The organism is Paenibacillus germinis, from assembly GCF_013141785.1.
In the GTDB taxonomy this organism is placed as follows: domain Bacteria; phylum Bacillota; class Bacilli; order Paenibacillales; family NBRC-103111; genus Paenibacillus_E; species Paenibacillus_E phytorum.
Genome location: NZ_WHOC01000073.1, coordinates 76,076 through 95,716, shown reverse-complemented (window position 1 = coordinate 95,716; position 19,641 = coordinate 76,076). Strand labels below are relative to the sequence as shown.

Below are 19,641 nucleotides of genomic sequence, written 5' to 3'. Positions count from 1 at the left end.
AAATGTTGAGGATAACGCATCGTCCTTGCTCAGTCGACGAGGAGGTGAAATGGTAGAGTCGTCCTGCAACGGTATTTTATTCAAGGCATGGCTGCTGGTGCGGTCAAGGGGTAGAATTTGCGTTAATTTAAGTATTTTATTTAGGAGGGAAGTTATGAAAAAAAACAGTAAGATGATACCGCTTCTTGTGGTTCTATTTTTTTTGTTTGCGACATTTCATGAATTATTTATTCCTATTTCTAAAGTACATGCGGACGCGGAGAATCTGATTAAAAACGCTGGTTTTGAATCGGGGATTGTTGACTGGTCAAAAAGTGGAAGTGCCGGCGTTGCTTCTAATAATGTTAAATCTGGAAAAAACCAAGCCTGGTTAGATCCAGGCAGCAGTAATACGATTTCCCAACAGGTGACCATCCCAGTTACAGGAAGTTATAACTTATCTGCTTGGTTTTCTACAGGGGGACCCGGAGGTAAATTGGGCGTAAAAAAAGTTGGTGGAAGCGAAATAAACAGTGTTGCAACAATAGCCAAATCCAGTTATACGCGATACGAGATACCGAACATCACTCTCAACGCAGGCGATCAAGTAGAGGTTTATGTAACCGGCGGTAACGCTCAAACGAATTGGGTTAATGTCGATGAATTAGAACTTCTTCGCGATGATACCAAAAGTGTGAACTTGGCGGTTAATCCCGGTTTTGAAAGTGGACTGGGTGATTGGGCGCATTCAGGCCAGGTAGGAATTACAACAATCGCCTATAATAATACGGTATCGAATGCTGTATACCTCGAGGCAGGCAGCACCGTTTTCCAAAAAATCAAAGTCCCTTTAACAGGAAACTATAAACTTTCAGCATTGCTCCATGTTGAAGAGGATGGAGGTAGCTTTGGTGTGAAACGAACAGACGGTACGGATCTCAAGAGCGTGTCGGTGACTGCAAGTGTGTACAAACAGCAAGTTGTAACAGGCATTCAGCTTCATGCAAACGATGAGGTCGAAATCTATTTATTATCAGCAAATAAAAGAATGGAGGCGGATAACTTCAATTTTCAATTTGATTTTGACGATTTTCCCAATACCGCTCCTCTAGCTTCTAATGTTTCAGTTTCAGGCAACGCATGGACAGAACAAAAGTTAGTTGGAAGCTATACCTTCATGGATCCAGATGGACATAAGGAGGGAGCTACCCGATTTAGATGGTTGGTTTCGGATACTCGGGATGGCGTATACAATGAGATTAATGGACAAGTAAACAAAACGTTTGTTTCAGTTGTTGGACTTAAGGGGAAATATGTGAGATTTGAAGTAACTCCCGTTGATTTGTTTGGTAAGGAGGGGCAAGCAGCCATGAGCAATCCAATTGGACCACTAGCTGAGAATTTGATCAGAAACTCGAATTTTGATGCTGCGAAACAATTTTGGCGTTATGACGGTGCATTTACATACAAGACAGGCGATAATGTTATTGCCTACTTGGATCCTGGGGCGGCTTCTTACTTGTCCCAAACCGTAACGGTGCCTGCAACAGGGTATTATAAATTACATGCCTTATTCAACATGGCTGATGAAAACGGTGCAAAGTTCGGCATCAGGTTCCCTGAGGGCAGCGATATCAAAAGCGGTGACGCACCTAAGAGCAGTGTACCTGTGACACAAACGCTTAACGGCATATTACTGGAAAAAGGCGCTCAAGTTGAAGTGTATTTCACGGGCATTAACGCTAACGACAAATGGGTTGAAATTGACGACTCTTATCTGTTGAGTGACTCTGGGAATACGAATCCACTGCCTGAACTTGCCAATATCGTCTCCTTCACGGTACCGAATCAGGTTGGCGTTTCGAGGGTAGATGGAGCAGCTAAGAAGGTTACGTTTAAAGTGCCTTATGGAACGAATGTGAAAGCGATTGCCCCGCAAATTGCCGTTTCAGAGGGCGCTTTCGTTACTCCGTCAACAGGTAAGGTGAAAGACTTTACCAATCCGGTTACTTACACGATCAAAGGGAAGAACGGCACGACACAGCTGTGGACAGTGGAGTGTTCAGTAGCTGACAAAGAAATTACGATCGATTCCTCCAATGTGAAAATAAAAGATGCTTTCAATTGGGCGAAGCCAAAAGCAAAGTCTTATGTAAGAACGGGTAAACAAGGCTTGATTAATCGGGATGAAACATTTAGAAACTCACCGGAAATCAAGGAATACATGCCATCCTACTGGGCAGGGTATGCACACCGATACGCCTTCTATTCCAGGGATATGGCTCATCAGATGGCGGGCGCCCATCTACTAGGGCTGGATCGAGAAAATTTCTCTATGTTGAAGGCATTTGCCGGGACAGCGAACGAAACGCATAAATGGTACCCGGCATGGGCGCTCAATTTCGATGGCTCGATTTTCAAACTGGACTATCGTAACGCAAATAGTTTTGTCAGAGAAGTTCCCGCTGTGTTCGAGCTTGTTGAAAAAGCATACGACATGTACTTGTGGACCGGCGACAAGAACTATTTGACCGATGAGACGCTTTGGACCTACTACGATAAAGCAGTGACGGATTTTATTACGCTGCATGACGGGCAAATAAAGAACGGAGTCGCTGAAGGAACAGGAAAAGGTATTTTCGATGGCGCAGCTTCTTATGATGAACGCAACGGTGAGGCTGTCGTAGAAGCGGGGGACGGAATTGCTTCCCAGTATCAAGCGCTCCTAGCATATGCCAATTTGTCCAAAGAAAAAGGCGACATGAAGAAGTACCAGGAGTTTAAAGAAAAGGCACGAGCGTTTAAAAAATACTTTAACACGGAATGGGGAGTAAAAGGAATTGATTCCGGTTATGTGCGAGGTTATGAAGCGGGCGGCAAAGCTTACAGCAGCTTCGGAAAAGAAGCAAGTTGGTTCATGCCTATGAAGCAAATTACCGAAGCCGGCGAGCGGACAGATCAATTCCTTGGACTGATCGATAGCATGAGTGAAACGCCCGGACAGGCGCCGGTAAATATCGAAGCATTCACGTACTTGCCAGATACATTTTTCCCTTATGGGAAAAATGAACTCGGTTGGAAGTGGATGAAGTATATCATCGACAGATTAAACCAACCGCATGAGATAAGCAGCCAAGGAACAAACGGCGATTATCCGGAAGTCTCTTATACATTAATCAGTCAAACGGTTGAGGGATTGATGGGGCTAACTCCGAATGCGCCTGATAACAAATTGTCTACCCTATCCCGTTTGCCGCAAGACATTCAGTGGCTGGAACTCAATCATATTTCTTTGGGAGATCACGATGTCTACTTGAGACACGATAGTGCGACAAAGAGTACTTTAAGAAACAATTCCGGTACAAAAGGGATCAACTGGGAAGCACAGTTTGCGGGTTCTTATCGTTATATTCAAGTGAATGGGGCAGCTATAAAGGCAGAAACGAAAACCGTAAACGGTGTTGCTGTTAGCTACGCAGAAATCAAAGTACCAGTAGGGCATAGTGTAACTGCAGTACCGTCAAATAAAAAGGGCGGGCACCATGAAAATGACGATCAAAATGATCAGTAGGCTCGCGGTGAGTATGTAGACTATTAATCATAGAAAGCTGCTGATATTCCGTTTATCAGCAGCTTTTTGGTATACAGATCCGTACTTCAAAAACTTCAATCGTTTGATCCTCCAGGTGTCGGGAGAGAAACCTGCAGGTGTCTTAAGAAAATAAAATGTTAGTCTGTAGACTGGCGTCGGGCGTTAATACGAACGGGTAGGATAATTCCAATGTAAGGTATCTCCTAATTAATTTGTGAGTACAATTTTATCAAGGGGATGATTGGATGAGGGAAATATTAGAGGTGCTTTTTAAGGTTGCAGGGTATGTGGTTGCTTTCACTGTATCTTTGATTTGGAAGAAAGAAAAGAGAAATAAGTAGCCTACATTATTCCTTAGGTTTCATACATACCTCTCCCTAATATTTAAGACTACAGAAGAGAGAACAAAAAAAACCTTCTCTCTTTATGGAAGAAGGTCGGTTGCACTATTAGCTCTACCAGATCAAAGTGCCCATGTAATGATCTGGCTTCATCGCTCCCTTATTAAGTTTTAATAACCAAAATTATACAACATTTCTTGAAGGTATCAAGGTAATTGATTTTTCTTGAATTAAAGAAGAACGAGAGCTCGATAAACACCAGGAACATCAGCCAACTTAGTTGATCGGATGCCATGGTCGGGTCAGCCGGCGCGGCGGGAGCGGGCCAGAGTTAGCCCAGCGAGGATCATGCCGGTCATCCCCAACACTATGGCCATGATAGCCCCGGCTCGCCCGTCGCCGGTGCCTAAACCACCGGGGTAGTTGGCCAGATGCACCCCAGCGTAGACTATGACGATCAGCCCCACTACCGCGGCCACGATGGCCCCGCGTCGCCCGGATCCGGTGCCGAAACGACCGGCGGAGCGGGCCAGAGACAGCCCACCGATGACCGCGCTGATCAGCCCCACCACTGCGTCCATCGTGGCCCAGAGTCGCCCGGGGGTTAATCCGTATCCGACATTACCGTTGGTCACTTCAGCAGAGGCAATAGTTGGAACAAGTAGAAATGCACAAAGTATTACGAATGAAACTAGCTTCATTTTCATGTGTTAATTACTCCTCTTTGCAGTTTTTGCAAACTGAATATATATCAGCTTATACATACAATGTATATAGCATTCTATATTTTCAGCAAACAGATTTTAGGATGGTTGTAGTTCTCACATTATTATAAGAAAAACAAAAGCGAGCAATCACTTCTTGTTCTTCTAATTGATGCTTAGATGCAAATGAGATAATGTTCTTTCCATCATTTGCTTGGAGGCTCGAAGAGTTCGATAGGATTACCTGCTGGGTCATCTAGTAAGATTTGCTTACCACCAAAACCTGTGACAATATCATTGCGGAAGCGTAGGCCTGCTTTACGCAGGGTCTCGACAAAGCCGCCCAGGTCATCGACCTCGATTTGAATCCGATTCCAGCCGCCGGGTTCCGGTTTTCACCCATCCGGCATGGCTTGAGCGGCTCCGCCTTGACCATTTTTGGCATTCACAAGAAGATTCAAGTCACCTCGTTGCAAAACGGCAAAACCGGGTGCAGGATGTGCTTTGACAATGAAGTCAAGATGCTGTGTGTAGAATGCGATTGTTGCATCTACATCGTCGACAATGTAACGTACCCTGATAGGGGCCATTCTTTCTCCTCCTAGATTCTCTTTTCTGGCGTAGAAGTTACAACTATCAGAACATTCGTCCGTAAGGAATAATTGTGCAGAACTCAGCTAAATCAAAAGTTCCTTGCTGTCTTTGATCATTGTCTTGGAATAAAATAAAGAGAACAAGGATACTTGGCCCCTAGACCCTCCGTAAGATCTCCAACTCACGCACCACTACGGTTTATTCTTTGATTATTCATCTTTGAATCCTCTCTTTCGTTTGATAATGCATAGGTTGAATTTTCTATTTAAGTACAGCCTGATACCGCGTTCCTCCCATGCTCAAACATAGTTTATCAAGCCAATGTTAAGGACTTGTGGAGAACATATCCTTTTTTCATGGTGATTATATTTTTGCTTAAAAATAAAGCTATAATAAGAGTAAAAACAGCAGAAAGAAGCGGGATTTAGATGAAAACAACTGTACTTCTGGTTGACGATGAAGTGAAAATGCTTGAGGCGATGGTTTCATATTTACAAAATGAAGGGTTTCGGATTGTGACCGCGACAACGGGCAAGGATGCGCTGACCGCAGCCAAAACGGAGTGTCCGGCTTTGGTTGTTTTAGACTGGATGCTTCCGGGAATGAGCGGAATTGAAGTTTGCCGCGAACTTCGGAACATGGGGTCTTATGGAATCATTATGTTGACGGCAAAAACGGAGGAGATGGATAAAATTATCGGTTTGGAAATCGGGGCCGACGATTACATGACAAAGCCTTACAGTTTGAGGGAGTTAGCGGCGAGAATACGTTCCGTATTACGCCGCATTCAGGGTAAATCCGAAGAAATTCAGACGATGCTAAGGGGAGACATGACGATTATCGAATCGAAATGCCAAGTCATGAAGGATGGCGCGGAAATTGTTCTTACTCCTACAGAATTCAAATTACTGATTACTTTGGCCGCCAAACCCGGTATAGTATTCAGTCGGCTTCAACTGATGAAATCGGTCATGGAAGATGATTTCATCAACTACGAGCGCACGATCGATTCCCACATCAGCAACTTGCGGAAAAAGATAGAGAACGATCCGGCGATCCCGAAATATATTCAAACCGTGTTCGGATTCGGTTATCGATTCGGTGACAAGTTATGAACGTACGGTGGTGCATCGGGGATAAATTGTTTGGCGCGATGGCGGTTCTGGTTCTTTTTGTCACGGTGGGCTACTACGGGGCAACCCAAGGATACTTAAAGAACCGTTTTGAAGATTACTTCAAAGAAAAAACGACAGAGTTGTTTGAAATCTACTATAAGGAGCATAAAAATTCATGGGAAGGCGTAGAGGAAATGAAGATTTCAGACGAATTGGAGCTACGAAATCCGGATCAACGCGAGATCGCTCTATTGTCTCCTGACGGCAACATTTTGTTTTTTAGAGGGTCGGGCGATCCTGGGTCGTTGATACAGCAGGGGAAACTGAATACAGTCATGGTAAATGGAACGACGGTCGGCACGATCTATGTCGATAGGTGGGAATCGACCGAAGATTATCTTTTAATGAAGTATGTTCTGGATTCAATGCACACCTCAAGTTTCAGGGTACCGGTCTATACCGGGATCGTTGCACTGCTTCTTGGCTTATGGTTAACCAAGAAATTAACGCAGCCCCTGAAACGTCTCATCCCCGCCATACAAAAAATTGCAGTTGGAGAGCTTCACACTCGCATTCCCGTGACAACAAGAGATGAATTCGGGAAAGTAACCGAAGCGCTCAATCATATGGCGCAGCAGTTGTTTCGCGCAGAAGAGGTACGAAAAAATTTGACAGCCGATGTGGCGCATGAGTTAAGGACGCCGCTTTCCATTATTCAATGTCATATGGAAATGATACAAGAGGGAGGACGGGACATTCCTCCGGAAACCTTATTGCCTATACAGGATGAAGTAATCCGTTTGTCCAAGCTTGTCGACGATCTCCACCAGTTAACGCTGGCCGAAGCAGGCAAATTGCAGCTGGACCGATCCCCGACCGATCTTGTTCCCCTTTTGGATCGGATCATCGATATGTTAAAGCCGGAAGCAGAAGAACGACATATCGACATTGTTCGCTCACATCCGGCACAAAAATTGAATGCGTTCGTCGATCCTAACAGGATTACGCAAGTATTCTATAATTTGTTGGTCAATGCCATGCGGTATACCTCGTCCGGTGGAAGGATTTCGATCCGAATTACGGATAGTTCCCATGATGAGTCGCATTTTGCGTCCGTCTCGATTGCGGACACCGGAGTCGGTATCGCGTCGGAGCAACTCCCCTTCCTGTTCGACCGTTTTTATCGCGTTGAAGAATCACGTTCCCGTCATACGGGTGGCATGGGTCTGGGACTTGCAATTGCAAAAGAATTTGTCGAGGCTCATCGAGGCTTCATTTCGGTACAAAGTGAGGTTGGTCGTGGGACTCAGTTTACTGTGTATCTGCCTTGTGCATAACAAATTGTGAATCTAATCGACGAGGCGATTTGTCGGGTAATAGATTTGTGTAAATCCTTTTGGTTGTAGTTCTGAATTAAATACTTCAAGTCGGGGTTTCACTGTATCTAAATTGTATTTTGCCCGAGCCGCGCTCTTACAAAAATGGTCCCAAAGTCAGGAGAAAATAAAGTTGTAGACTGGGAAAATAAAGTATTAGACTGTGAAAATAAAGTTCTAGAGTGCCTCCAGTTCATTATGCTAACGGGCAGCATACTTCAAAAACCTTGATAAGTATAATATGGTAAAATGTGCAAGAGACATATGTTTTATCGTTAATACAGGAGGGAAGAAAAAGTGGTCGATATAATCGAAAAACAGCAGTTTTCAGTTATTGGAAAAATGGGGAAAGGACTTGCGAATGAAGGCACAAAGTGGATACCTCCATTATGGCAAGAGGCAAATAGTAACTTTGCTGAAATAAGCAATCTCGCAAAGTTGGATGCTGAAGGTAACATTTCTGGGATTTGGGGTGCTATGTGTGATGTTGATGAGAAGTTTGAAAGGTGGAAAGAAGAAGGTAAATATTTAGCAGGATGCGAAGTTACAGACGACGCTATTGTCCCAAATGGATGGACAAAATGGGTTATTCCAGCATTCAAATATGTTGTAACAAAATGTACTCAAGATTCTTATCAAAACATTTTTAATCATATGATTGCAGATTATTTACCTCAAAACAATTATCAAATCGTTGGAGCAATTCAAGAATTTTATAATCCTAAAGATAATACCGGCGAATTGTATTTATACTTCCCAGTTGAAAAAAAAATTACACTCACATTACGCTAACGCAGAACATTAGCTCAATATAACAGCGGCAGTCTAAGACTTTATTTTCAAGTCCTAGTCCGCCGCTGTTTCTTTTTCAGTGCCAGTCTAACACTTTATTTTCAACGGAAAGCAGGAATGTAGACCCGCATGCTACAGTTGGGAACTTTGGACGTTGTGACGAATCATTTGCAGGATTTGGGCAAGGGAGATTATGATAAAGTATCTAAGAAATTAGACATAGAGGCATGTCAAGTGTCTAAAATATTGGAATACATGAGACCGTCGATTCATTCATCGAATCTAGTTCTTCATGGAAGTGTCATAACTCGGAACCCATCGCTAAATATGCTCACTTTAGGTTGCAGGATGAATGAATCCCTATGCTCTGTTGATTGATGTTGTAGAATGTACAACAATCGCTGCTAAGTTCCCGCCTTTCTCCCTACGGTGTTGCATAATGTACAACAATTTGGGCCAATACAGGCGATTTTGCAACAAATGGGTCGAAATGTTGTACGAAATGCAACTTCAAGTTGCAAAAAAGCCTTTTGGCGTGTGAATTGTTGTATAAATTGCAACAGTGGTAATCACTATACCCATAACCCTTCACGAAGGGCTGATAGGCAGTTTAGATCACCCAAACCAAACGCTGTTCAACCGAATCCAAGTAACAGGAAGATGAGCGTGTCGTATGCTCAACCTTGCGACGGAGAAGCAGTTGACGCTATGAGTAGGGAGGCGTGCTCGTGCTGTTTTAGGCATCAGCATACATCGTTTCTATATGTCGTCGCCCCTCCGCGACCTGGGGATGAAATTGAATCAGCGCTTGTTCACGCATCGCACGAACATGCTCTACGGCACGCTGCAGCTCTACATCTGTCCCGCTAGCCTTGTGAAAAGCCGCGATCGAAATCCCTGCAACCGTACCTTGGGCGGCTGCTACCTTGGCGCTTTCAATTCCAGTGATATTTCCCGCTACAAACAAACCGTTAAGCGGTGTTTGCATCTGGGCGTTGTGGAGCGGGACGTGTCCACCTAATTCGGGTATGAAACGGAAGGGACATCCGGCTACAGCTGCAAGTTCGGCTAGTGGATAAAGACTACCCGCCATGCAGACGAAATCGACGGGAACGCTTCGCTTGGAATGAGCCACGATTTCTCCGTCTGGTGTTAGTTCAGCCAGCTGCACGCTCTCGACTTTTTCCTCCCCTTCAATAGCGAGAGCTGCTTTACGCAGTTGGATGGGGATCCCCCAAATTTTAAAACCATGCTTTGGGTAAAGTCGAAGTCCCCAAGTTTGCAGCGGGGAATAACGCATCAAGCCGCTGCCAAGTCGAAGAATAGGAGACGGTGCAAGGTGCCCTAGGCGCAGCATTGACTGCATCACTTTTTGGGGATCTCCCGCATCTTTATTTAAGATGTTTTTGGCGGGAAGCACCATAGCGGCAATATCGATGCCAGCTAATTGCAGTTCGCGTGCAATGGCAATGGACAGCACGTTGATTCCCACAATGATCCCGCGCATGCCCACGCGGACCCTATGCACATTCGTCATCACTTGAGCAGCTCCAATGGACATGACACCCGGAAGCGTCCACCCTGGAATGGGGGCAGCGGTCTCAGCTGCACCTGTAGCAAGCAGAAGAGCAGGCACTTCCTGCACGCCACTTGACGTATAAACGATCCAACCGTATGCCGATTGTTTAATATCGTAAACAGAAATGCCGAGTTTGATATCCACGCCAAGAGACACAGCTTTATTCTGAAGTTTGGCTGACTCTTCAATTCCATTCCACCATGTCCCGTTAGGTTCCTGATGCAACTGTCCCAGCAGTCTGCCACCTGGTTTCATGAATTCGTCGACAACCGTTACTTTTAACCCGCGCTCTGCACAGGAGATTGCGGCTGACAAACCGGCTGGACCGGCTCCGACTATGAGAACGTCTGTCATGGAAGATGAGCTCCTTTCTTCAACGGGGAGGGAAGTGTCCTGCCAGTGCGGATGTCCATTCCGTTTTTTAGTGGTGTGAGGCATGCTCTTTGTCCGTCTATCCCGTCGACCGTAACGCGGCATTCGAAGCAGTGTCCGATGTTGCAATAAAAGCCGCGCGGTGTACCGGTATCTTCGTGGTAACGAAGCGTGCGAATACCTTGTGCGAGCAGCGCTGCGGCGATCGTCTCACCCTCAAAAGCTTCGTATTCCTGATCATCCAAACGAAAGGAAATACCTTTTCGTTCACTCCACGCACCTAAAATGGGGTGGTTCATAATCCGTCCATAACTCAAGGTTGATCTCCTCCTAAGTTGTGAAATGAAACAGGTCGGACGGGAGGCTGATGTTTCAGCGGTAATTCATTAGACATGGGGGCTTGTGAAAGCTCTTGTACGATCTTATCGACCAATAAACGGCAGTTGCGTCCACCGCAATAACCCATGCCTGCTCGGGTGCGCAGTTTCAGTTCACGTGAAGAACAAGGATGCCGTTCGAAGGTTTCAAGCAAATGAGCAAATTTCACTTCCTCGCACCGGCAAATAATAACAGATGTCATGTTCATGGAGTTCCTTCCTTTTCGGTTTAATACGATTCCTTCTTACACATTTCTAGCAATAATCGCGCCAATCTGATCAAAAAAACGTAAAACTGGAAATATTGGCACGGTTTTTGCTAATCTAAGGATGACTGTTACGAAAACGGGAGGGTACATGTATGAGTTCCATTTATGAATTGAGATTGCACAAACTGCGTAGTTACTTGGAGAAAAAGCAAATTGATATCGCCTTGATTACGAATCCAACGAATATTTATTACTTTACCGGGTTCCATTCGAATCCGCATGAGCGATTCATGGCGCTTATCGTCGACATGGGCAGCGCTCGTGAAAGCATGATTGTTCCCGGCTTGGATTTGGAAGCTGCGCAGCAGCATTCATTCGTTCGCGATTTGATCCCTTGTTCAGACAGCGAGAATCCTTACGATCTGTTGAAAGACAAAGTGGGTAGAACTCGCATCGGTACGTTGGGTTTGGAAAAAAAAGTGATCAGTCTTTACCAGGTTGAGCAGCTGCAGACGTTGTTTCCCGAGGTGCACAATACGGATATAGAACCATTTATTAGACAAGAGCGGCTGGTTAAGTCAGAAGAAGATCTTGTCAGCATTCGCCGGGCAGTGGATATTGCCGAAAAAGTGCTTGAAAGTACCGTGCAAAAAGTTAAAGTCGGCATGATGGAACAGGAGCTTGCGGCTGAACTGGAATATAAGATGAGGATGTTCGGAGGCGATAAGCCGGCATTCGAATCGATCATTTTGACCGGAAAAAGATCATGCTTGCCTCACGGCAAACCAGGCGCTTATTCGATCCAGGAGAATGATTTTTTACTCTTCGATTTTGGCGTATATGCGGGCGGGTTTTGTTCGGATATCACCCGAACGTTTTTAATTGGGGAAGGAACCAAGGAGCAGGAAACGATTTATGAAACCGTGTTATCCGCGAATTTGGCAGCCATTCAGGCGGTCAAAGTGGGCACACCATACGGAGTCATCGATCAAACGGGGAGAAGTGTCATAGCAGCAAAGGGATATGGCGCTTATTTCAATAATCGGATCGGTCACGGCTTAGGTCTGGATGTGCATGAAGATCCATCGATTAACAGTGAAAACGAGATGCTCATTGAGCCGGGACATGTATTCACGATCGAACCGGGCATTTACTTGCCTTCACTTGGCGGCGTTCGAATCGAGGACGATGTGTATGTGCAGCCAAACGGCCAGGTTGAAGTGTTGACACACTATCCAAAGCAGTTGCGCAGATTGTAAGATTGCAAAAAAAGAGGTTGTCCAGAAGTCATTGAATGACTAAGGGACAACCTCTTCCTCATACCGAATGTACAGAATCGCCTTTGACCAAAGTCACATAGATGCGTTCGTGATTGATCTCTTCATCCGCAATCAGCTTTAATAGCTGTTCGGAGGCCAATGCTCCCCACTTTCGCTTCGAGTAATCAATCGTCGCAAGACGGGGTTCCGTATACTGCGTCAATTCAATATTATCGAAACCGATAATATGAATGTGCGTGCCAATCCTATACTCGGATTCCTTGACGGCATTATATAAGCCGATGGCCATCTCATCGTTCAAACAGAAGACAGCGACAGGTTCTGTATATTCGCGAATGATTCGTTCGGCGGCTTCTTCGCCGGCCGACTTGTTAAAGTCGCCTTGAATCTGCGTATAGGTAAGCGGCTGATGGCGTTCCACGGCCTGACGGACAGCCTGAAGGCGCTGCATCGAATCAAACGAGGCTTCAGGCCCCGTTATGACATAGATCTTACGATGCCCTTTTTCAATCATATACTCCATAGCTAATGCGGCCCCCGCCTTATTATCGAGCAGTACTTGATTCACATTCGAATGGTTCAGCTCACGGTCGAGCACAATCAGCTTATGTCCGAGCTCCGCATATTGAAGTATCTCTTCGCTTGAGAATGATGAGTCGAGCACGATGGCTCCGTCAATATTCCGTTCTGGCAGCATACGGTGGGATTGCGCGCCGCTGCAAACGATTAAGTCATAACCCTTTTTATTCAGCACTTCTTTGATCCCTTGCAGCAGTTCCCCGTAGAACGCTCCGTTAAAATCCGTAAGAAAAGCCCCAATAATCTTAGTTTCCCGCTTCTTCAGTGATCTGGCCGCCGCATTGGGCATGTAATTTAATTCCTTGGCCACGGCCAATATTCGGCTGCTCGTTTCCTTCGTCACTTTGGGGTTCCCGTTTAATGCATAGGATACCGTGGAGATCGAAACCCCCGCTTTTTTAGCGATATCTTTAATACTAACCACAATAACTCGCCCCTAACGATCAATGCATCATTTCCCCTTACTATACCAATATATCGGTGCCACCGAAAGATCACTGATTCCATTAGATGTAAATCGCAATAACATTATCTTCACTGCTTAACAAAATCTCTAATTGCTCGCGCCGCACTCTTGTTCCGCCATGGCGGTAACGGTTTGGCATGACTTCGATCTCTGCTGCATGGCCATTAATCTCGATGTGGCATTCCAATGACCCGCTGATATGATATTCGAATCTTACGCCGCGGTTATTCCAGTTAAAGTCGAATTGAAGCCCATCCATTTCATGCGGAAGCACGGGATCAATGATCAGGTCTCCTCCGTCTTGGCGAATGCCGAGACAGTTGGAGATGAGCTGGTTCATGTAAATTCCTGGTCCGCTGGAATAGATTCTCCAGCCGCCTTTGACCGGAACTGTCCCTTCGAACAGCTCTTGGAATCGTTCTTGGGCATCATAACGTGTATTAAATTTCCCGTCTGAGCTGCTGAAGTAGGCATTGCTTTGGCGCAGTTCGGCGTTCGGCACCACTTCCCGTAAGCCGATCGGATTAATCATGGCAAGACCCTGCCAAGTCTCGTCAACCTTGCCGAGCTTCGCCATCGCCTCGACGAAGCGGATATGAGCGTGCACATACTGCAGCCCGATTTCACGGCCAAAGTTCGCCGCTTGCTCCGCACGTTTAAAATGCGTGCTTACGCCGCCAGCATATCGTGCCGGGCGGTTCATCAAGCGGACGCCGTCAGGGCAGTATAGCTCCTGCTTGATAATCCGGTAATGCGATTCAGCCTGCTCTTCAGTCAGCAGCTCGGCGATCATGCTTCGAGTCATCGGCAGCAGGCGATATTGAATGCCCGTCTTCGTATCGGTCGGATGAAGCATAAGCTCTGCTTCACCCGGTTTCTCCATGTAGACGAAGCCGGGAATGACATCCTTCTGCAGCATATATTGATTGAAGTCGGCTTGAATGCCAGATGCTAGCTTATGCAGCTCCGCTGACAGCTCTTGGTGTTCATCCGTTAGAGCGGCGGATAATTGATTCAGCACTTGATAGGTCAAGGCGACCGTCCAACTGCTGATCATATATTGCTTGAGCTGCGCATTAGCTGGCTGGAGCGTATCGTCCCAGTCCCCGTCGCCATAAGCGGACAAGTGAGTATCGTGAAGAAAATGATTCTTCATGTACGTCAATTGCTTCTGCACATGCTCAAGCAGGGTCGGGCATTCCTCGGTGAACTCGAAGCCCTCCCGCTCCGTATAAGGAATGCGCTCCTGAAGAATGCTGTAATCGTGCGTAGCCGAGATATAATCGGCGATAACCTTAAGCGGCCATACAATGATGTCGCCATGACTTTCTTCTTGTTGGATACGGTAATAATGATCGAACATAAACCATTGCGGCCAGTTCCCGTCATCCTCATATTGGTGGGCATATACGGTCTTTATTATTTCGCGCACTTGATCGTATTTCTGCGTTGCCATGAAGTATTCCGTAGGCCCTTGGCATACGTCTCGCGTGCCCCAAGCCGCTCCTCCGTATTGCTCCAGCCCGTGCGGAACGGAATAATGGACCAGCATATTATGGGTGTACCACCATGCAAGAGCATTAACCTTATTTAGTGATTCCGTCGCTTCACCCCTGTGCGATAATTGGAAGCCATTCATTACTTTTCTAAAGTATTCGCGGTAGCGTTCTATTTCTGCAGCCATATTTGGCCTCTCGAACGGCAGCTCACCGCCATGAATAAGTCCTTGAACCGTCAAACTCCATTCCGAACAAGCGCTTAATTCGAGCACAACGAGCGAAGATGATCCCGGATTAGCATGATCGGCTAGTGCTGTCTCGTCGGTCACGGTCACATCCGCTCCCGTAAGCTTCATACGGTAACACAGGTCTGGAAGGGTTCGTGCGTTATCCGAACCTTCGCACGAACGGAACACCAGAACATCGCCTTCACGTTCCATGAGGAAAGGCACTCCGTATTCATTGTTATTCATTGACACCTGATTCGTAATCAGATATCGGTAGGGCTTTCCGCTTACGGATTGTACGGTCAGATGAACCTCCGGCGTGTCCATTACAGTGTGGTTCGTGACTACAATCGTGTCTTCAGCCGTCTTATAGGTCCACCGCGCGTAGTTAAAGCCAATCTCGTACATCGATGGCATCGTGAGCATCCGGAATTCACCGTGTATCTCAATAAATATTCTTTGGCCTGAAGTCTTCAGCACATTCAGCGCATTGCGGGCATTGGTTATCATCTTGTTGGAGGACGTGTTTCCCACCACGAGCTGCGAGTTAAATATGCCGTACATATAGGATGTGGTAGTAAGCACTTGTTCGTTCATGCGAGCGTTATCCCCCGTCATGAGGATATGTCCATGCGGACGCTCCACAAGCAGCTCTTTCTCCTTTAATACAACATGCTCGTGCCCCTCGGTGAAGAAAGACAACAGAACCCCGTTATCCCATTCCTCTTGATGACGGCTAGGAAAGTCGCGCACGATCTCTTCGATTGTCATAGATTCGACTTGAAGAGGATCGCCGAATCTGGGCTGTAGGCTGACTGAATCCAGATCTTCATCCCACTTTGTATCTAGTGCCTCCGCATATGCCCATGCTTCCTGTACTTCCTGTTCGTATGCCAGGCTTACAATTGCATCCGGATGGTGGGGCTTGAACAGTCCGTAAAAAACAAATCGCGCCATGCCATCGACGATCACGCGCTGCGATTGCAGAGCTGTATAGGCAAATTCATATTGATAGATCTCGCTGGCGAGCTTGACCTTAGTCAACGCCTCGGGCTTGTTCGTTGCCTTATAGGATAAACCGAAGAATTGGAACCCGTCCGTTGTGTATTCCGCTGCATTTGTTAATGAGCCCTGCTGTAAATACGGGAATTGCCCCTGCTGCGGCATATTTTGACGAGAACAGACGACCCAGCCTTTGACAGGGTCATGAAAGACAGAATGATCCATGTACTGAGATAGATAGGCTTCATTTGATCTGACAGCACCTTGATCCGCAATGCCCACATCTTGCCCATAGACAAGATCGATGTCCGCTCCATGACCATGGACCCGTACGTCCCAGAACCAGATCAATTGAGGAGTGAGCGTAAATATGACCTCATATTCGAGCTCATCGGCATGACCCTTCCAAGAAATCTGGCAGTCACCGCGACTGATCCGGCTTGAAGAACGGATGCCGAGCAGCGGCACAAAGGATAGCGATGATTCCCGGTGGATACGCAGATAAAGATTGTTCATCGAACCATCAATTGGGTTAGCTATCAGCTGATTGATCATCGTCTGATTGTAGGTGATCTTTCTAATATCCCCGCTGTTCATAAAAGTGAACGCCAACTCTCCAGCTCGGATGCAGATGTCTGTGTCATTAGGTCTTGTCATGTTCTTCACTCTCTTTCTAATTAGGACAATGTATTTGGTATTGAATTGAATCGAAACGTTTCGATTGATATGTAAATCATTATAAATAGCATTAGTTTTGGAGTCAATAAACAATTAAATAACAGTGAAATTACCTATATAACCACTTTATTTCACAGAAATACTGTTTTTATTGCGGTTTCATCAAATGTACAATTTGAATCGAAACGTTTCTATTACGCCAAAGCGTAAACAAAAAAACAGCCTGAGCCCATGGTTGAACGGTTACCCGAAAGATGGACACTTTGAATAAAGTGACCTCTTTCGGGTCTTTTTACGTTAACAATTAATGAAGAAGAAGGGGGATATGTGAAATAGTTGGGGGTGTGGGAAATGGGGTCTGAATGAGCGAGTTGGAGAGTGAGTGATGAGTGAGTGAGTGAGTGAGTGAGTGAGTGATGAGTGATGAGTGATGAGTGATGAGTGATGAGTGATGAGTGAGTGAGTGAGTGAGTGAGTGAGTGAGTGAGTGAGTGGTGAGTGATGAGTGATGAGTGATGAGTGATGAGTGAATGAATGAGTAAATGAGTAAATGAGTAAATGAATGAAACCATGTTCTCGGTCGAATGATGTTGCAGAAAGTGCAACAATTCGGCCTTAGATCCCGTCTCTATCCCTTCAATGTTGCATAACGTACAACAATTTAGCCCTATTCAGGCCATTTCACGACAAATGGGTTCGAATTGTTGTACGAACTACAACTTTTACTTGGAAAATAGCCTTTTAGCATATGAATTGTTGTAGAAACTACAACATTGGCAATCACGATAGCGCATCGAAGCTGCTGAACCGACAATAAAATCGAATTCTTGAGTTATGCCTACCAGTTTTGAAGCGGCACAATTAATGGATAGACAGTTTTATCGACCAGTCAAGCTAACTTTGGTTAAAGCTTACTCTGAGCGCTTTGACCTCATTATATCGAATTAGCAATCGCTATAAATGGATGTAAAAAAGATGACTCCCTGCGAATACCGAATACAGGAGTCATCTTTATCAATCTGAACGATTCACTCGGCAAAACCCAGCTTGTTCATCTTGTTGTACAGCGTTGCGCGGGACAGGCCTAGCCGTTTGGCTGCCGCCAGTTTGTTGCCCTTCTCCAGTTCCAAAGCTTTGATAATGATCTGTCTCTCGTGTACTTCCAACTCCTCCTGCAAGGTTTGGATCACATTCGGAATTTCCTCTTGGAGAGGAGAATCATCCTTATGTTTACTGGTCTTACTGGCATAGATCGACATCGGCAGGTCATCTCTTTTCACCGATCCGTCTGTAGCAAAAACGACCAAACGTTCAATCGTGTTCCGTAGCTCTCGTATATTGCCGGGCCAACTGTAATGCAGCAGATCCAACAAGACATCTTGCGGGATATGTTGAATGAACCTGTTATAGCTAATTGAAAATTCGTTCAAGAAACAATGAGTCAGTTCAATTACATCCTCTTTTCTCTCACGAAGCGGGGGGATATCAATCGTAACCACATTCAAGCGGTAGTAAAGATCTTCACGGAACGACCCGTTTTTGACTTGTGCGTTTAAATCGCGATTTGTGGCAGCAATGATTCGAAAATCGGCTTTCAACTGCTTGGTTCCGCCTACGGCGAAATAGGTTCTCTCCTGCAGCACACGCAAAAGCTTGACCTGCATATCGAGCGGCATTTCACCAATTTCATCCAAGAATAGGGTACCGCCCGTCGCAAGTTGTATTTTCCCCTTTTTGCCGTTATTGTCAGCTCCAGAAAAGGCACCTTTTTCATATCCGAACAATTCACTTTCAAATAAGGAAGGAGAAATGGCACCGCAGTTGATCGCGATAAAAGGAGCGTCCGATTTTTCTCGCACGTCATGGATGGCTTTGGCGAAAAGCTCCTTGCCGACACCGGTTTCACCGAGAATGAGTACCGTTGCTTTGGTCGTGCCAACTTTTTTACACATGTCTATCGTTCGTTTAATGGCGCTGCTCGTCCCTTTAATTGGGCTGAATGGATCAGTCGATGGTTGAAGCTGGGCCATTTGCTGCTGCAGTTGATGGACCTTGGAAGTGGCGTTGAATAGCTCCTGATTCAACCTGACCTCACTGGTGATGTCCGTTTCTGCAACGACGGAACCGATGATTTGTCCTTTAAGCCGAATAGGGTTCGAGTTAATCAGGACATATAAATCGGGTCGCGGTTGGTGCAGCTTACGAAACACAGAATCACCGGTTTGATGGGTTTGTAAGATTTGCAGCATATCAGCAGGGAAGAAATCGGACATTGGCTTGTTAAGGATGTCTTCGGCTTTTATAGAAAAGATTCGCTCGGCTCCTTTGGTCCACACGACCGTCTGTTCTTGATCATCAATCATGGAAATGGAGGCATCCATCGTGTCGATCATCGACTCGAAATAAGCTTCCAAGATTTGGTGTGCTTGATGAAAGGCAGTAAGCATATCAGCAGCGGTCACATAACCGATCGGTTGGTCGGCAGTATTTTTCACAAGGATGTAATCGGTTTTGTGAAAAAGTGGGATGACAGCGTCCATCGGCGTCTTTTGGGAGACGGATACGGCGGTTTGCCAAGGTATATTCATCAAGCTAAGCCCGTTAGACGGATGCTCTCCAACATAATAATAAAGCTGCAAGCCGTCTTTATAAAATAGCACCGTTTTTTGATTCGGCTGCAGGGAGGATGTATATTGCGCAAACTGAGCTTCCGCGTCGCCATCTTTTTCGATGAAACAATAATTGTTCTGAATCAAATCTTCTATGAGTGGGGATTTGTGCTTCATTGTCATGACCTCGCCTTATGTTGTGGTAGCGTTTTTATTTAAAATTATACGCTTCATGTGAATATGTGTAAATTTTTTTAGACACATGTTGCTC

Annotated in this window: 14 protein-coding genes and 1 riboswitch; of the genes, 5 read left to right on the top strand and 9 right to left on the bottom strand. The window is 45.7% G+C overall.

Annotated features, from left to right (window positions below; all coding sequences use genetic code 11):
* The first annotated feature begins 154 nt into the window (after positions 1 to 154).
* On the top strand, positions 155 to 3,550 hold the full coding sequence (locus GC102_RS14880) for an SGBP N-terminal domain-containing protein (protein ID WP_171690235.1): 3,396 nt from the start codon (positions 155 to 157) through the stop codon (positions 3,548 to 3,550).
* A gap of 447 nt (positions 3,551 to 3,997) precedes the next feature.
* A riboswitch (cyclic di-GMP riboswitch) is annotated at positions 3,998 to 4,081 on the bottom strand.
* A 133-nt stretch (positions 4,082 to 4,214) separates the two neighbouring features.
* On the opposite strand, the gene GC102_RS14875 is transcribed toward GC102_RS14880, so the two are convergent.
* The 3 genes from GC102_RS14875 to GC102_RS39090 form a co-directional block, all read right to left on the bottom strand.
* Complete coding sequence (locus GC102_RS14875) at positions 4,215 to 4,619, bottom strand: DUF6223 family protein (protein ID WP_171690234.1); 405 nt, start codon at positions 4,617 to 4,619, stop codon at positions 4,215 to 4,217.
* A gap of 203 nt (positions 4,620 to 4,822) precedes the next feature.
* On the bottom strand, positions 4,823 to 4,978 hold the full coding sequence (locus GC102_RS40590) for a VOC family protein (protein ID WP_376769372.1): 156 nt from the start codon (positions 4,976 to 4,978) through the stop codon (positions 4,823 to 4,825).
* 33 nt (positions 4,979 to 5,011) lie between these two features.
* Positions 5,012 to 5,206 carry a VOC family protein gene (locus GC102_RS39090; RefSeq protein ID WP_216628062.1) on the bottom strand — a complete coding sequence of 65 codons (195 nt, stop codon included), beginning with the start codon at positions 5,204 to 5,206 and terminating at the stop codon, positions 5,012 to 5,014.
* Positions 5,207 to 5,638: 432 nt separating this feature from the next.
* Between GC102_RS39090 and GC102_RS14865 the strand changes: the two genes are divergently transcribed.
* From GC102_RS14865 to GC102_RS14855, 3 genes are all read left to right on the top strand, one after another.
* Positions 5,639 to 6,325: a response regulator transcription factor gene (locus tag GC102_RS14865; protein WP_171690233.1), complete on the top strand. Its 687-nt coding sequence runs from the start codon at positions 5,639 to 5,641 to the stop codon at positions 6,323 to 6,325.
* On the top strand, positions 6,322 to 7,662 hold the full coding sequence (locus GC102_RS14860; RefSeq protein ID WP_171690232.1) for an ATP-binding protein: 1,341 nt from the start codon (positions 6,322 to 6,324) through the stop codon (positions 7,660 to 7,662). The genes GC102_RS14865 and GC102_RS14860 overlap by 4 nt, the downstream gene beginning before the upstream one ends.
* Before the next feature lie 336 nt (positions 7,663 to 7,998).
* The gene (locus GC102_RS14855; protein ID WP_312883277.1) at positions 7,999 to 8,493 is read left to right on the top strand and encodes a GyrI-like domain-containing protein; all 495 of its coding nucleotides are present in this window, start codon (positions 7,999 to 8,001) and stop codon (positions 8,491 to 8,493) included.
* Between the two features lie 736 nt (positions 8,494 to 9,229).
* On the opposite strand, the gene GC102_RS14850 is transcribed toward GC102_RS14855, so the two are convergent.
* The 3 genes from GC102_RS14850 to GC102_RS14840 are packed head-to-tail and all read right to left on the bottom strand — an operon-like array spanning position 9,230 to position 11,030.
* On the bottom strand, positions 9,230 to 10,426 hold the full coding sequence (locus GC102_RS14850) for an NAD(P)/FAD-dependent oxidoreductase (RefSeq protein WP_171690231.1): 1,197 nt from the start codon (positions 10,424 to 10,426) through the stop codon (positions 9,230 to 9,232).
* A complete protein-coding gene (locus GC102_RS14845) occupies positions 10,423 to 10,743 on the bottom strand; it encodes a (2Fe-2S)-binding protein (RefSeq protein WP_171690257.1) in 321 nt (106 codons plus the stop codon). The genes GC102_RS14850 and GC102_RS14845 overlap by 4 nt, the downstream gene beginning before the upstream one ends.
* Before the next feature lie 14 nt (positions 10,744 to 10,757).
* Positions 10,758 to 11,030: a (2Fe-2S)-binding protein gene (locus tag GC102_RS14840; RefSeq protein WP_171690230.1), complete on the bottom strand. Its 273-nt coding sequence runs from the start codon at positions 11,028 to 11,030 to the stop codon at positions 10,758 to 10,760.
* A gap of 152 nt (positions 11,031 to 11,182) precedes the next feature.
* Here GC102_RS14840 and GC102_RS14835 point away from each other — a divergent pair, with 152 nt between their 5' ends.
* The gene (locus tag GC102_RS14835; RefSeq protein ID WP_171690229.1) at positions 11,183 to 12,289 is read left to right on the top strand and encodes a M24 family metallopeptidase; all 1,107 of its coding nucleotides are present in this window, start codon (positions 11,183 to 11,185) and stop codon (positions 12,287 to 12,289) included.
* A 58-nt stretch (positions 12,290 to 12,347) separates the two neighbouring features.
* Here the strand turns inward: GC102_RS14835 and GC102_RS14830 are convergent, their stop codons facing one another.
* The 3 genes from GC102_RS14830 to GC102_RS14820 all read right to left on the bottom strand — a co-directional run bounded on the left by GC102_RS14830 (position 12,348) and on the right by GC102_RS14820 (position 19,547).
* The gene (locus tag GC102_RS14830; protein ID WP_171690228.1) at positions 12,348 to 13,313 is read right to left on the bottom strand and encodes a LacI family DNA-binding transcriptional regulator; all 966 of its coding nucleotides are present in this window, start codon (positions 13,311 to 13,313) and stop codon (positions 12,348 to 12,350) included.
* An 82-nt stretch (positions 13,314 to 13,395) separates the two neighbouring features.
* Entirely contained in the window at positions 13,396 to 16,740 is a 3,345-nt protein-coding gene (locus tag GC102_RS14825; protein WP_171690227.1) for a GH36-type glycosyl hydrolase domain-containing protein, read from the bottom strand.
* Positions 16,741 to 17,789: 1,049 nt separating this feature from the next.
* Entirely contained in the window at positions 17,790 to 19,547 is a 1,758-nt protein-coding gene (locus tag GC102_RS14820) for a sigma-54 interaction domain-containing protein (protein WP_171690226.1), read from the bottom strand.
* Positions 19,548 to 19,641: the final 94 nt, after the last annotated feature.